Source organism: Duganella dendranthematis (assembly GCF_012849375.1).
GTDB classification, from domain to species: domain Bacteria; phylum Pseudomonadota; class Gammaproteobacteria; order Burkholderiales; family Burkholderiaceae_D; genus Rugamonas; species Rugamonas dendranthematis.
The window spans coordinates 225,264-238,458 of the sequence record NZ_CP051684.1; the positions used below are offsets into that span (position 1 = coordinate 225,264).

At 62.9% G+C, this 13,195-nt stretch carries 13 protein-coding genes; 7 read left to right on the top strand and 6 right to left on the bottom strand.

Features of this window, described 5'->3' with window-relative positions:
* Positions 1-26 precede the first annotated feature (26 nt).
* The 4 genes from HH213_RS01160 to HH213_RS01175 all read left to right on the top strand — a co-directional run bounded on the left by HH213_RS01160 (position 27) and on the right by HH213_RS01175 (position 4,545).
* Entirely contained in the window at positions 27-380 is a 354-nt protein-coding gene (locus HH213_RS01160) for an ArsC family reductase (protein WP_169110248.1), read from the top strand.
* A 1-nt stretch (position 381) separates the two neighbouring features.
* Complete coding sequence (gene dapE, locus HH213_RS01165) at positions 382-1,515, top strand: succinyl-diaminopimelate desuccinylase (RefSeq protein WP_161053879.1); 1,134 nt, start codon at positions 382-384, stop codon at positions 1,513-1,515.
* A 46-nt stretch (positions 1,516-1,561) separates the two neighbouring features.
* Positions 1,562-2,449: a 50S ribosomal protein L3 N(5)-glutamine methyltransferase gene (gene prmB, locus HH213_RS01170; protein WP_110849190.1), complete on the top strand. Its 888-nt coding sequence runs from the start codon at positions 1,562-1,564 to the stop codon at positions 2,447-2,449.
* Positions 2,450-2,538: 89 nt separating this feature from the next.
* The gene (locus tag HH213_RS01175) at positions 2,539-4,545 is read left to right on the top strand and encodes an ATP-binding cassette domain-containing protein (protein WP_169110250.1); all 2,007 of its coding nucleotides are present in this window, start codon (positions 2,539-2,541) and stop codon (positions 4,543-4,545) included.
* A 10-nt stretch (positions 4,546-4,555) separates the two neighbouring features.
* Here the strand turns inward: HH213_RS01175 and HH213_RS01180 are convergent, their stop codons facing one another.
* Complete coding sequence (locus HH213_RS01180) at positions 4,556-5,035, bottom strand: chemotaxis protein CheW (protein ID WP_110848868.1); 480 nt, start codon at positions 5,033-5,035, stop codon at positions 4,556-4,558.
* 114 nt (positions 5,036-5,149) lie between these two features.
* On the opposite strand from HH213_RS01180, the gene arfB reads away from it, so the two are divergent.
* Positions 5,150-5,545 carry an alternative ribosome rescue aminoacyl-tRNA hydrolase ArfB gene (arfB, locus tag HH213_RS01185; RefSeq protein WP_169110252.1) on the top strand — a complete coding sequence of 132 codons (396 nt, stop codon included), beginning with the start codon at positions 5,150-5,152 and terminating at the stop codon, positions 5,543-5,545.
* An 18-nt stretch (positions 5,546-5,563) separates the two neighbouring features.
* Here arfB and HH213_RS01190 read toward each other — a convergent pair whose 3' ends face one another.
* Positions 5,564-5,890, bottom strand: a complete 327-nt coding sequence (locus HH213_RS01190; RefSeq protein ID WP_199538309.1) for an Arc family DNA-binding protein — start codon at positions 5,888-5,890, stop codon at positions 5,564-5,566.
* A 94-nt stretch (positions 5,891-5,984) separates the two neighbouring features.
* Positions 5,985-6,719, bottom strand: coding sequence for a sulfite exporter TauE/SafE family protein (locus HH213_RS01195; protein ID WP_174864379.1), 735 nt, complete (start codon positions 6,717-6,719; stop codon positions 5,985-5,987).
* A gap of 77 nt (positions 6,720-6,796) precedes the next feature.
* Between HH213_RS01195 and HH213_RS01200 the strand changes: the two genes are divergently transcribed.
* Entirely contained in the window at positions 6,797-7,687 is an 891-nt protein-coding gene (locus HH213_RS01200) for a LysR family transcriptional regulator (RefSeq protein WP_110848872.1), read from the top strand.
* A gap of 68 nt (positions 7,688-7,755) precedes the next feature.
* Here the strand turns inward: HH213_RS01200 and HH213_RS01205 are convergent, their stop codons facing one another.
* The 3 genes from HH213_RS01205 to HH213_RS01215 form a co-directional block, all read right to left on the bottom strand.
* A complete protein-coding gene (locus HH213_RS01205; protein ID WP_229263246.1) occupies positions 7,756-9,624 on the bottom strand; it encodes a flagellar assembly protein A in 1,869 nt (622 codons plus the stop codon).
* A gap of 111 nt (positions 9,625-9,735) precedes the next feature.
* Positions 9,736-11,529, bottom strand: coding sequence for a flagellar assembly protein A (locus HH213_RS01210; protein WP_169110254.1), 1,794 nt, complete (start codon positions 11,527-11,529; stop codon positions 9,736-9,738).
* A 315-nt stretch (positions 11,530-11,844) separates the two neighbouring features.
* Complete coding sequence (locus HH213_RS01215; RefSeq protein ID WP_229263247.1) at positions 11,845-12,186, bottom strand: hypothetical protein; 342 nt, start codon at positions 12,184-12,186, stop codon at positions 11,845-11,847.
* A 233-nt stretch (positions 12,187-12,419) separates the two neighbouring features.
* On the opposite strand from HH213_RS01215, the gene ompR reads away from it, so the two are divergent.
* Complete coding sequence (gene ompR / locus HH213_RS01220) at positions 12,420-13,187, top strand: osmolarity response regulator transcription factor OmpR (protein ID WP_110848875.1); 768 nt, start codon at positions 12,420-12,422, stop codon at positions 13,185-13,187.
* Positions 13,188-13,195 lie beyond the last annotated feature (8 nt).

Sequence of the window (13,195 nt, forward strand, 5' to 3'; positions counted from 1 at the left end):
ACCGGGTCCAACTTCCCCGACCTATCATGACCATTACCGTCTACGGCATCCCGAACTGCGATACCGTCAAAAAAGCGCGCACCTGGCTGGCCGAACATCAGCAGGAATTCGTGTTCCATGACTTTAAAAAGCAAGGCCTGAGCCGCGACATCGTCGCCGGCTGGCTGCAGCAGCTGTCGCGCGACGTGCTGGTGAACCGCAAGGGCACCACCTGGCGCGCGCTGTCCGATGAGCGCAAGGCATCCATCGTCGACGACGACGCGGCCATCGCGCTGATGCTGGAAAACCCGTCCGTAATCAAACGTCCGGTAATGGACAACAACGGCGCCTTCTCGGTCGGTTTCTCCGACGCGCAATACCAACAAATTTTCAATGGCTGATATGACTCCCTCCAAGACCCTGGCGCTGACCGAAAAACTGATCTCCCTGTCGTCCGTCACGCCCGACGACAAGGGCTGCCAGCAGCACCTGATCGACCTGCTGACGCCACTGGGCTTCGCCTGCGAGACCATCGAATCGAACGGCGTGACCAATCTGTGGGCGCGGCGCGGCACGACCTCGCCGGTGATGGTATTCGCCGGCCATACCGACGTGGTGCCGACCGGCCCGGTCGAGCAATGGCGCTCGCAGCCCTTCACGCCGACCCACCGCGACGGCAAGCTGTATGGCCGCGGCGCGGCCGACATGAAAACCTCGATCGCCGCCTTCGTCGTGGCCTGCGAAGAGTTCATCGCCAAGCACGCCGATCACAAAGGCTCGATCGCCTTCCTGATTACCAGCGATGAAGAAGGTCCGGCCACCGATGGCACGGTCATCGTCTGCAATCTGCTCAAAGAGCGCGGCGAGACGCTGGACTACTGCATCGTCGGCGAGCCAACCTCGGATGAAACGCTGGGCGACATGATCAAGAACGGCCGCCGTGGCTCGCTGTCCGGCAAGCTGACCATCAAGGGCGTGCAAGGCCACATCGCCTATCCGCAGCTGGCCAAGAACCCGATCCATCTGGGCGCGCCGGCACTGGCCGAACTGGCGGCCGAAGTCTGGGACCACGGTAACGAGTACTATCTGCCGACCTCCTGGCAGATGTCCAACATTAACGCCGGCACCGGCGCCAATAATGTGATTCCGGGCGAGATGGTGGTCGACTTCAACTTCCGCTTCTCCACCGCCAGCACCCACGAGGAGCTGAAACGCCGCGTGCACGCCATCCTGGACAAGCACCACCTCCATTACGACATCAAATGGGCGCTGAGCGGCTTGCCGTTCCTGACTCCGCGAGGCACCCTGAGCGATGCGCTGTCGGCGGCGATCAAGTCGGAAACCGGCGTTACCACCGAATTGTCGACCACCGGCGGCACTTCGGACGGCCGCTTTATCGCGCAGATCTGCCCTCAGGTGATAGAATTCGGGCCTCCCAACGCAAGTATCCACAAGATCGATGAGCATATCGAGCTGCGATTTGTCGATCCGCTGAAGAATATCTATCGCCGCACGCTGGAAAACCTGCTGACGTAAATAGCAGCGCGGCGTGGGCTCCGATGACCGTTTTACCGAGATAGCCATGAACACGACTCTATTCACCACGCCGCGCGACCTGCTGCGCTACGCCGTCACCCGCTTCAACACCGCCAAGCTGTTTTTCGGCCATGGCAGCACCGAAGCGTATGACGAAGCAGCCTATCTGATCCTGCACACGCTCAAGCTTCCGCTGGACCTGCTCGATCCTTTCCTGGATGCGAAGCTGCTGCCGGAAGAAGTGGCCGCGGTGCTGGCCGTGATCGACCGCCGCACCAACGACCGCGTGCCGGCTGCCTACATCACCAACGAAGCCTTCCTCGGCACCTACAAGTTCTACGTCGACGAGCGCACCATCGTGCCGCGCTCCTTCATCGCCGAACTGATTCCGGAATACTTCGCGCCTTGGGTCAACGAGCCTGAGAATGTGTCGAACATCCTGGAACTGTGCACCGGGTCCGGCTGCCTGGCCATCATGATGGCCGACGCTTTCCCGGATGCCGCCGTCGATGCGGTCGATATCTCGGCCGATGCGCTGGAAGTCGCCAAGCGCAACGTCGCCACCTACGAACTGGAAAACCGTCTGACGCTGATCCAGTCCGACCTGTACGCCAATGTGCCGAACAAGAAGTATGACCTGATCATCACCAATCCGCCTTACGTGAACTCGGCGTCGATGAGCAAGCTGCCGATGGAATACCGCGCCGAGCCTGAACTGGCGCTGGACGGCGGCAAAGACGGCATGGACCTGGTGCGCCGCATCGTGGCAGGTGCCGCCGAACGTCTGACCGACGATGGCCTGCTGATCGTCGAAATCGGCAATGAAAAGGAATACGCCGAAGCTGCATTTGGTGAACTTGGCCTGACATGGCTCACCACCAGCAATGGCGACGACATGGTCTTCCTGCTGACCGCCGACCAGTTGAAACTCTAAAAATAACCCGCGTCCTTCCCGCGCAGGCGGGAATCCATGCTGAGTATGGATCCCCGCCTCCGCGGGGACGACGGTATCGAGAACATGCAATGATCCGTTTTAACCAAGTAAGCCTGATGCGCGGCATAAAGCCGCTGCTGGAACAAGTCGACGTTACCCTCAACCCCGGCGACAAGATTGGCCTGATCGGCGCCAACGGCGCCGGCAAATCCAGCCTGTTCGCGATGATGCGCGGCGAGCTGCACCCGGACCAGGGCGATATCGACTTCCCGGCCAAGTGGCGTGTCGCCTACGTGGCGCAGGAAACCCCGCCGCTGGAACGCGCGGCGCTGGACTACGCCATCGATGGCGACGTCACGCTGCGCAAGCTGGAAGCCGAACTGGCGCGCCTGGAGTCCGAACCGGAAACCACCGAGAACGGCATCGCCATCGGTGAAATCTACAGCGAGCTGGCCGACGCCGACGCCTACACCGTGCAGTCGCGCGGCGAACAGCTGCTGCTGGGCCTTGGCTTCTCGCTGGACCAGATGCAGCAACCGGTGGCCAGCTTCTCCGGCGGCTGGCGCATGCGTTTGAATCTGGCGCAGGCGCTGATGTGCCCTTCCGACCTGCTGCTGCTCGATGAGCCAACCAATCACCTGGATCTGGACGCGATCATCTGGCTGGAAGACTGGCTGAAACGCTACCCCGGCACGCTGCTGATCATCTCCCACGATCGCGACTTCCTCGATGAAATCGTCAACGTCGTGGTGCACATCGATGAGCGCAAGCTGAAACGCTACTCGGGCAACTACTCGGCCTTCGAACGTCAGCGCGCAGCGCAGATGATCCTGGCCGCCGGCGCGCTGGAAAAGCAGCAGCGCAAACGCGCCCACCTGGAATCGTTCGTCAACCGCTTCAAGGCGCAAGCCTCCAAGGCCCGTCAGGCGCAGAGCCGCATGAAGGCGCTGGCCAAGATGGAAGAACTGGCGCCGTTGCGCGCCGCCGCCGAATTCTCGTTTGAATTCCGCGAGCCGCTGAGCGCACCGAATCCGCTGCTGGTGATGGAAGACGTCGATGCGGGTTACAAGATCGAAGACCAGGCGACCGGCGAGATCACGCACAAGACCATCGTCAACAACATCAACTTCTCGCTGCAGATCGGCCAGCGCATTGGCCTGCTGGGCGTGAACGGCGCCGGTAAATCGACGCTGATCAAGACCATCGCCGGCGACATCGCGCCGCTGACCGGCGAGTCAACCACCGGCAAGGGCCTGAACATCGGTTACTTCGCCCAGCACCAAGTGGAGATGCTGCGTCACGACGAATCGCCGCTGTGGCACTTGGCGAAGATCGCGCCGACCGTGCGTGAGCAGGAACTGCGCAACTTCCTGGGCGGCTTCAACTTCCCGGGCACCATGGTCACCAGCTCGATCGCGCCGTTCTCCGGCGGCGAGAAAGCGCGCCTGGCACTGGCGCTGATCGTCTGGCAGCGCCCTAACCTGCTGCTGCTCGATGAACCAACCAATCACCTGGATCTGGAAACCCGCGAAGCGCTGACCGAAGCGCTGGCGCAGTTCGAAGGCACGCTGGTGGTGGTATCCCACGATCGCCACCTGCTGCGCGCCACCACCGACCAGTTCATCATTGTCGCCGACGGCAAGCTGCAACCGTTCGACGGCGACCTGGATGACTACAAGGATTGGCTGTTCCAGACCAAGCTGGGTAAAGGCACCGACGTGCTGCCGGCGGCGGGCAAGGAAAACAAAACCGCGTTCCCGGTGCAGTCGCCGGTCGCGCCGGAAAAGGCTGCGGTTGACGCGCCGGTGGTCAACACCAAGGAACAGAAGCGCAAGGAGGCGGAAGAGCGCCAGCGCCTGTCCGCGCTGCGCAAGCCGCTGGAGCAGAAAATCAAGCGCCTGGACGAGCAGATCGCCAAGCGCACGACACAGAAGGCGGAAGTGGAAGCCAAGCTGGGCGAAGAGTCGATCTACGACGCCGCCAACAAGGCCAAGCTGAAGCAGCTGCTGGCCGACCAGACCTTCTTCAACAAGGACCTGGGCGAGCTGGAAGCCCAGTGGCTGGAGTTGAATGAGCAGATGGAAGCGCTCGGCTAAGCTTTAGCCGCTAGGCTGCCTGGCGGGCGCCGAACTGCACTTTGCGGATGGACATCAGCTTATCGATGTCCACCACGATCAAACGGCGTCCGTCCACCTCTCCCAACCCGATCAGATAATCCACCGCCGCCGCGCCGGCAATCGGTTCGATCTGGTCCAGCTTCAGCGCGACGATGTCCGTCACGCCATCCACCACCATCCCCATCACGCAGCTGGACAGCTTGAGAATGATCACGTCCGTCAGTGGATCATGCTGCGGCGGGCGCGGACCGAAGGCGATGCGCATATCGACGATCGGCATGATCACGCCGCGCGACACCACCACGCCGCTGATAATCTCGCCGTCATCTGACGAGAAGCGTTCCAATGCCTGTAACGGCCGCAGTTCCTGCACCTTGCTGAAATCCAGCGCGTAATCGAGTCCGCCGAGCCGGAATACCAGATACTGCTGCGCCTCAGCGGCGCTGGCCTGCGTGGTCGAGGAAGACATGTTGATCCTTTCGTTCGGAGAACAGCAAGTGCCATCCTAACCGCGCACGCCGTTGCTGGCGTTGACAGGCATCAACCTTCCCCGGCGCGTTGGCGTGTTTGCTACAATCGCCGCATGAACCAGATTAATCCCGATGAAGTGGAATTCACCGCCATCCGCGCCCAGGGCCCGGGCGGGCAAAATGTGAACAAGGTGTCGAACGCCGTGCATGTGCGCTTCGACATCGCTGCGTCGTCGCTGCCCGACCATATCAAGCAACGCATGCTGGCCCTGCGCGACAGCCGCCTTACGCGCGAAGGTGTGGTGGTGATGAAGGCGCAGCAGTCGCGCAGCCTGGGAGCCAACAAGCAGGACGCGTTACGCCGCCTTCAGGAGATGGTCGACAGCGTGGCCGTGCTGCCCGCAGTGCGCCGCGCCACCAAGCCTACGCTCGGGTCGCAGCGCCGGCGCCTGGAAGGCAAGAGCAAGGACGGCGAGAGAAAACAACTGCGCGGCAAGGTCGTCCTGTAACCACAGGTCGCTTGCCGCTCAGGCCTTCTTTTGCAGGAGGTCCGGATTCTGGTGAAGGTAGACATCCGCTGCCGCGCTGCCGGGATTGGCCGCCAGCGTCCAGTCGCCGCTCTTGATCTCGGCGGGTCGCTCGTCAAGCTGGCTGCCCATATTGACGCCAAAGCTGTAGCGCAGCTCCGGATTGCGCAACGAAAGCCGCTCCAGCGCTTCAAAGATGATGCGCACGTCAATTTCGTTTGAGCTGTCGGTGAGGCTTCGCTCCAGCCGCCCGACCAATTCGGCATTGACGCTGCGGCCAGCTTTGCCGGCTTCTGCCTTCAGCTTTTCGAACAGCGTGAAGGGCATACGGAATTGACTGCGGTAGATATTTGACATGGCGTTATCTTGGCATTAACCGGGAAAACTGGCTAGTGACAGGAAAACTTTAAATAGTGACACTTCATCTAAATTCATACAAAAGCCACGCCGCCAGCTGGTGCGCACCAAGCGCCAGCAAGGCAATGAAGAAGCAGCGACGGAACACCACTGGCGGCATCCGGCCCCGCAGCCACTGACCCAGTTGCATGCCGGCGAAGGCCGGAACCAGCGCCAGCAGAGATTGCCCTGCCGCCGTCACATGCCACTCACCGCGCGCGGCCAGCATGGCGGCCAGTGCCAGCGTGGAGACGGTGAAGGCCATGCCCATGGCCTGGATCAGATCCTCCTTGTCCAGATTGAGCGCTTGCAGATAAGGGGCCACCGGCATCACGAAAACGCCGGTCACCCCGGCCATGATGCCGGTGGCGGCGCCGGCCAGCGGCCCGGCCCAGCGTTCGGCGCGCGGCGCCACCCGCATGCGCCAGCCGGTCAGTCCAAGCACGCTGTAGGCCAGCAAGGCCACGCCGAGCACCGCGCCGCTCCATGCCGCCCCAGCCAGTAGCGGCGCGCAGCCAGTGCCCACACATACCGCCAGCAGCAGCCATCGCAAGCGCCGCCACAGCGGGTACAGCGCAGTCCCGGCCGCCAGCTGCCATACATTCGTAATCGACGAAGGCACAATCAATAGCGCCGCCGCCTCCAGTGGCGACATGTGCAGGGTCAGCAGTGCCACCGCGACCGTCGGTAAACCCATGCCGGTCACGCCCTTCACCAGGCCGGCCAGCACGAAGACAAGCGCAATAAATAAAGTATCCATGCCCGCTATTCTGCGCCGCCGGCACGCGCTTGAAAATCTGGCTTATACTGAGGCAGACTTCGGATTATCCATAGGCTATGCGCTTCGACCTGACCGATCTTAAGCTGTTCATCCATATCGCCGACAGCGGCAGCATTACGGCTGGCGCGCAGTTGGCGCATCTGGCGCTGCCCTCGGCCAGCGCCCGCGTGCGCGGCATGGAGGAAGCGCTGGACGTGCCGCTGCTGCAACGCGGCCGGCGCGGCGCCGAGCCCACCGAGGCCGGCCGCACGCTGCTACAGCATGCGCGCGCCATTACCCGCCAGGTGGAGGACATGCACGCCGATCTGGCGCAATTCGCTACCGGCTTGAAAGGCCAGGTGCGGCTGCTGTGCAATACCTCCGCCATGACCGAGTTCCTGCCGGACGCGCTGGCTGCGTTCCTGAAAACCCATCCGCAACTGAGCATCAACCTGGAAGAGCGCCTGAGCCGCGACATCGTGCAAGCGCTGGCCGACGGCGTGGCGGACATCGGCATCATCTCGGACGCGGTGGACCACGCCGCACTGCAAACCTTCCCCTTCCGCGACGACCCGCTAGTGCTGGCAATGGCGCGCAGCCATCCGCTGGCACACACGCTGGGACACAAGCGCCACATGGGGTTTGCCGATGCGCTGGACCACGACTTTATCGGCCTGGCCGGCGACAGCGCTTTTCAGCAGCAAGCTGTCGAACAAGCGGCCCGGCTGGGCCGCCGACTGCACTGCAAGATCCGCCTGCGCAGTTTTGAAGCGATGGCCCGCATGGCCGCCAGCGGCGCCGGCCTGGCGCTGCTGCCGGAAAGCGCCGCTCACCGCAGTCCGGACGAACTGCGCATCGTCAAGCTAAGCGACGCCTGGGCCGACCGCAAACTGCTGGTCTGCGTGCGCGACGAAGCCGCACTGCCCGGCTACGCGCGCGAGCTGCTAGCAGTTCTGCGGGCGGATTAGTGCCGTGTAGTGTGGATTAGTGCCGCTTAGTGCAGTCTAGCGCGAATTAGTATGGCGCGGCCGGCGCACTAGTTTTCAGCATACGGCGCCCAGTTGATCGGCCCCACCGGGCCTGAGTGCAGCACGGTCATGCCCGGCGTGGCGGTGCGCACCTTGGCTTTCAATTCCTTGGCCGGACGATCGTAGGGCGGCGGTTCGCCGGGCACAAAGCTCATGGTCCGCAGCAGCACGTCGCCGGTGATCAGCTCCACCGTGCAGCGCGAGCCGCGTATCAGCGCGGACTTCTGCCGCTGTACCTGATCGACCTCGCCCTGCGCCTGTTCCTGCTGCACCTGCGCCGCCTTGATCGCCAGCGAAATCTTCGCCACCTGGCGCAGCGACGGGCCGACCGCTTCCGCCATCTTCTGGAACAGCGGCAGCTGCTCCGGCGTCAGCACCACCTCGCGCTTGCGCACGCGCGTGGCCAGCGTCAGGTAGTTGCGCACTTCGGTCTGGCCGGTGATGGCGTCCATCTCGGCCTTGCGCGCATCCGCCTCGCGCGCCGCGTGCTGCACCTTGGGCTGCAACTCGGCGATCTTCTTGTCGAACTTTGTGGTATCCGGCACCAGCGCGTACAACAGCATCTCGTTCTGCTTGCGCGGACCGGCGTGCACAATCTCGATCTTGCGGGCGGCGATGGCGCAGCCTTCGGCCACCTTGATGACCACTTCATCGGCCATGATCTCGCAGTTACTGGCCTCGCCGATCACCACCCGGCTGCCGGAGATGATGCAGCTCTCGGCACGCGTCAGGGCCACCTCACCGCGCTTGGTTTGCAGCACCGCGCCGGATGCCACGCCACGCACGCGGATCGCGCCGTCGGCGTTGGTGACGGTGCCGCCCATCAGGTTTTTACTCAGCAGCACATCGCCACCGCGCGAGACGATATTCCCGAACACGTCGCCGTGGATGGTGATGTTGCCGCCTTCGACCATGCGCTGCTCCTGCACGTCGCCGAATTCCTCGTACTCGCCGGTCAGCTGCAAATTGCCGGTGGTGCGCGCGCTAACGCCTTCGCGGCTGATGATCTTGGGACCGATCGACAGGCGCTTGGTGGCCGGGTCCACACTCAGAAAACCTTCGACCGCCGACACCAAAAATTCACCGCCGCGCAGGTTCTCGATCACCGTACCATCGCCGGCCACGCTGGCCAGTTCGATATCCTTGGGCAGCGGCGGCTCCAGCACCAGTCCTGACAACTCATACCCGCGCACGCCCGCCGCGCGCGGCATCTTGCGCAGCAGCTTGACGTTCGGCTTCACCTGCGGGAAGCGGTTCTGGAACGATTGCAGATCCAGCCGGCCGTCGCCCATGTCCTTGGGCGCATTGCTGCGATGGATATCCTGCGACACTTCGACAATGGCGGCGTCCTTGCCCGGCACCGCGTTCAGGCGCCGCGCGACGATGATGCGCGCCAGCCGCCCGGTGGCAATGACGTCGCGCACCGCCGGCGCATCGATGCCGAAGCGGATGCCCTTGACCCACATATCAGCGACGAATTCGTCGAAGTTCAGGCGCGCCGGTTGCGGTGGCATGTCAGGGACGTCGAAGAACACCGGCTCGAAATAGTATTCCGCCTCGCCGTTGATGACCTTGACCGTCTTGTACAAGGCGCGGCGCGGCGCGTGGAATGGTTCGATGGAATCGGCGAAACGCAGCAGCGGCTGGTCGCGCAGGTTTTCCGGCAGATCCGGGCCAACGTTGTACAGCATCTTGCTGAACACCGCGTAATCCAGCCCGGCGAAATAGGCGCTGCCGAGGAACACCTGGCTGGCCGCCAAAGCGCAAGCCACCGCCGATGCATCGCCCTTGAAGAAGATGCCGTCGGCGCGCTTGACGATCGCTGTCGGGAGATCGCCTTCCGCAGTTGGTTCCAGCGCCGTCGCGTCGTCTGACACAGTCTAATCCCCAGGAAAATGTACGTCGGGCCAGCGCGCCATGGCGCGTCCCCTTCACTTTTTGATATTAGCCCAAGATTAGCATGTTACGCCGGGCTTGCGCCAGCCGCTTCAAGGCGATGCCGGCCGCAGGCGCGGATCCAGGTGCCAGTCCAGCGCGCCGGCACTGTCGGCAAACAGCAACTGGCCGCCGCTGGGCGTGCCGCGCAGGCGCTGCTTCAGATCCTTGGGCGGCAGCTGCCGCAGCGCCGCCGTGTCGGCGACAAACGGCATGGTGCGCACCAGCGTCTCGCCGCTGGCCATGTGCAGCCCGCAGCGCGCAATACCGGCTGCCTCCACCTTCTGCTCGATCACCCGCGCCAGCCGCTCGCTCAGCAGCGTATGCTGGGTCTGACCGACTTGCAAGTCCAGCTTGTGCTTCTGTATGGCTTTGATCTCTTCCGCCACCGCCGTGGCGATCTTGCGCAGGAACTGGCCCTGCTCCGGCGTCAGCACCAGCTCCTGCGTGCGCAGCTTGGCCGCCAGCGCCAGATAGCGGCGCACGTCCGGCAGCGCCGAGATGCGATCGATCTCCTGCTGGCTGTCGGCATTGGCCTGGGCGAAAGCGGCCACGCGCGCTTCCAGTTCGGCGATCTCCTGGTCGAACTGCGTCACGTCCTTCACCAGTACATAGATGATCATCTCCGTGCGGCGACGCGGACCGGCGCTTTCCACCTCGACGTTGCGGCCGGCGATGGCGCAGCCTTCGGCCACCGAAATCAGCACGCCGTCGCCGATGATTTCGCAGTTGGAGGCTTCCTCAATCTTGACGTTGACACCCGAGATCACGCAGTTCTCGGCACGCTGGATGGTGACCGCGCCATTCACCGCATGGATCACCGAGTTGGACGCGACGCCGGCGATATTGATATTGCCGGCCACGTTATGCACGCTGCCGCTGACCAGATTCTTGTCCAGCACCACCGTGCCGCCGCGCGAATGGATGTTCCCATAGACGTTGCCGTGCACGGTGATATCGGAGCCGGTGACATCCCGCTGCTCCTGCACGTCGCCGTATTCCTCATAAGCGCCGGCCAGTTGCAAGTTGCCGGTGGTACGGCCGCTGACGCCTTCCAGGCTGATGATTTTATCGGTGATCGAAATGCGGCTGGACTTGGCGTCCACGCTCAAAAAGCCCTCGCGTGTGGAGACCAGGTATTCGCCGTCCTCGAAGGTTTTGGCCTCTGTGCCCTCGCCGGCCAGGAAGCGCAGCGTCAAGTCCTTGGGCGGCGCCGGCTCGGTCCTGCGGCCGGCCAGGTCGAAGCCCGGCAAGCCAGGCACCGACGGCTCCTTCTTCAGCAGCCGGACGTCAGCCTTAATCTGCGGGAAGCGGTTCTGGAAGCTTTGCAGGTCGATGCGGCCGTCGGCGCGCGCTTTGGGCGCATCGCTGCGGTGCAGGTCGGACGAGACTTCCACCACAAAGGCGTCCTTGCCGTTTTCCGGCTCCAGGTCGGTGGCGAAGGTGATGCGGTCGGCCTTGGGCGACAGCATGGCCGCCTTCACCGCCGCCACGTCGATGCCGAAGCAGATACCTTTGTTCCACATATCAGCGATGAATTCGTCGATATCTAGGTGCGCCGGACGCTCGGGAATCACGGTGCCGTCGGGCAGCGTGATCTCGTCCAGGAACAGCGGCTGGAAGGTGTACTCGGCATAGGACAGGCTGATTTTGGGATTCTTGTACAGCGCCAGGCGGGCGCCGTCGAACATGCGCACGGCGTCGGCCAGGCGCAGCGCCTGCACCTCGCCGAGATCGGGCCCGACGCCATACAGCGCCTGCATCAGCGCGGCGTAATCGAGACCGGCGAAGTAGCCGCCGGACTGGAACACGTGCGTCACCGCCGCCGTCAGCGCCGGCTTGCTCATGCCCACATCGATATAAATTCCGTCCGCACGCTTCACTAAACCAATAGGCAAGCCGGGACCGGGAGCTTCTGGCTCCGAGCCGACGGCTAGCGCTGCGGATGCAACGTCTTGAACCACGGTCTTCCTCCAAACGGCACGCAGGCTGCCGGAAGGCGTTGCGTGTGATTAATTGATCTTACACGCAGACCATGCAAAAGATAGGAGAAAGGCGGCGCCAAGCGCCACAAGTGTGAGGATATTGATACAAAACAATAATACGCAAATAATAAATTTAGCGTTTTATTACTCTTGAGTATCAGATAATCAACAAAGCAATCAACGACGCGGCGGCACCGCGTACAAATCCTGACTGACCTCGTTGATCTGGCGACGCAGGTCGCGGCGCTCGTCCGGCGTCATGCGGCCGACACGGCGGCTCATCTCGGCGTTGCGGCTGGCGTCCTGCATGGCGCGGCGCTGTTCTTCGGCGCGCGCTTCGTAGCTGCGTGGATCGAGTTGGCGCACGTCGCCGGAACGCGGCTGATCGCCGCGTGGCGCGTTCTGTTGATGCTGCTGCGATTGCGGCGGCTGGTCGCGGCGTTGCTGGCCATTGGGTCCATCGCCGTCGGCATGCGCCAGGCTGGCGCCCAGCAAACCGCACACCAATGCGGAAGCCATAGTGAATCGAACGCAAAAAGATGCGCTAGCTGCCGCGAATTTTCTTTTGTGATCGATGAACATGACGTCCCCTGGAAAGCTGAATCTATGCCCGCAGTGTATGATGCTTTGCCTGAGGGGTAAGGCGAATTGGGTAAAGTTTGTAACACTTTGTAATGGGTTGTCGTGCGTGTTTTCGCAGGACGAATATGACGTTACCATAGCAACATGAATAAGACAAATCTGACAGCCAAATGACTACAACAACGACTGATTCCGGCAACAACGCGACCCATGGCCAGGGCCATGCCGCCAAAATCATGGTGGTCGACGACGACGTCCGACTGCGTGATCTGCTGCGCCGCTACCTGACCGAGCAAGGCTTCAATGTCTTCACCGCGGAAAGCGCCACCGCCATGAACAAACTGTGGCTGCGCGAGCGCTACGACCTGCTGGTGCTGGACCTGATGCTGCCGGGCGAAGACGGCCTGTCGATCTGCCGCCGCCTGCGCGGCGCCGGCGACCAGACGCCGATCATCATGCTGACCGCCAAAGGCGAAGACGTCGACCGCATCGTCGGCCTGGAAATGGGCGCAGACGACTATCTGCCCAAGCCTTTCAATCCGCGCGAACTGGTGGCCCGCATCGGCGCCGTGCTGCGCCGCCGCGGCCCGGACGAAATCCCCGGCGCGCCGTCGGAAACCCCGCAAACCTTCGAGTTCGGCCAGTTCGTGCTGGACCTGGGCACCCGCACGCTGAAGAAAAACGGCGAGACGGTGCCGCTGACCACCGGCGAGTTTTCGGTACTAAAAGTATTTGCCCGCCATGCGCGCCAGCCGCTGTCGCGCGAAAAACTGATGGAACTGGCGCGCGGCCGCGAATACGAAGTGTTCGACCGCAGCCTGGACGTGCAGATCTCGCGCCTGCGCAAGCTGATCGAGCCGGACCCTTCCAGCCCGCTGTACATCCAGACCGTGTGGGGCCTGGGCTATGTATTCATCCCGGAGGGACAGCCGCGCTAATCTGCGGA

Excerpts from the sequence above, each read along its gene's own strand:
- HH213_RS01215 (WP_229263247.1), bottom strand. The coding sequence starts at position 12,186 with ATGGCTTCCGCATTGGTGTGCGGTTTGCTGGGCGCCAGCCTGGCGCAT.
- HH213_RS01190 (WP_199538309.1), bottom strand. The coding sequence starts at position 5,890 with ATGCCCTTCACGCTGTTCGAAAAGCTGAAGGCAGAAGCCGGCAAAGCT.
- dapE (WP_161053879.1), top strand. The coding sequence starts at position 382 with ATGACTCCCTCCAAGACCCTGGCGCTGACCGAAAAACTGATCTCCCTG.
- ompR (WP_110848875.1), top strand. The coding sequence starts at position 12,420 with ATGACTACAACAACGACTGATTCCGGCAACAACGCGACCCATGGCCAG.
- arfB (WP_169110252.1), top strand. The coding sequence starts at position 5,150 with ATGAACCAGATTAATCCCGATGAAGTGGAATTCACCGCCATCCGCGCC.
- HH213_RS01175 (WP_169110250.1), top strand. The coding sequence starts at position 2,539 with ATGATCCGTTTTAACCAAGTAAGCCTGATGCGCGGCATAAAGCCGCTG.
- HH213_RS01180 (WP_110848868.1), bottom strand. The coding sequence starts at position 5,035 with ATGTCTTCCTCGACCACGCAGGCCAGCGCCGCTGAGGCGCAGCAGTAT.
- HH213_RS01210 (WP_169110254.1), bottom strand. The coding sequence starts at position 11,529 with ATGAGCAAGCCGGCGCTGACGGCGGCGGTGACGCACGTGTTCCAGTCC.
- HH213_RS01160 (WP_169110248.1), top strand. The coding sequence starts at position 27 with ATGACCATTACCGTCTACGGCATCCCGAACTGCGATACCGTCAAAAAA.
- HH213_RS01195 (WP_174864379.1), bottom strand. The coding sequence starts at position 6,719 with ATGGATACTTTATTTATTGCGCTTGTCTTCGTGCTGGCCGGCCTGGTG.
- HH213_RS01200 (WP_110848872.1), top strand. The coding sequence starts at position 6,797 with ATGCGCTTCGACCTGACCGATCTTAAGCTGTTCATCCATATCGCCGAC.
- prmB (WP_110849190.1), top strand. The coding sequence starts at position 1,562 with ATGAACACGACTCTATTCACCACGCCGCGCGACCTGCTGCGCTACGCC.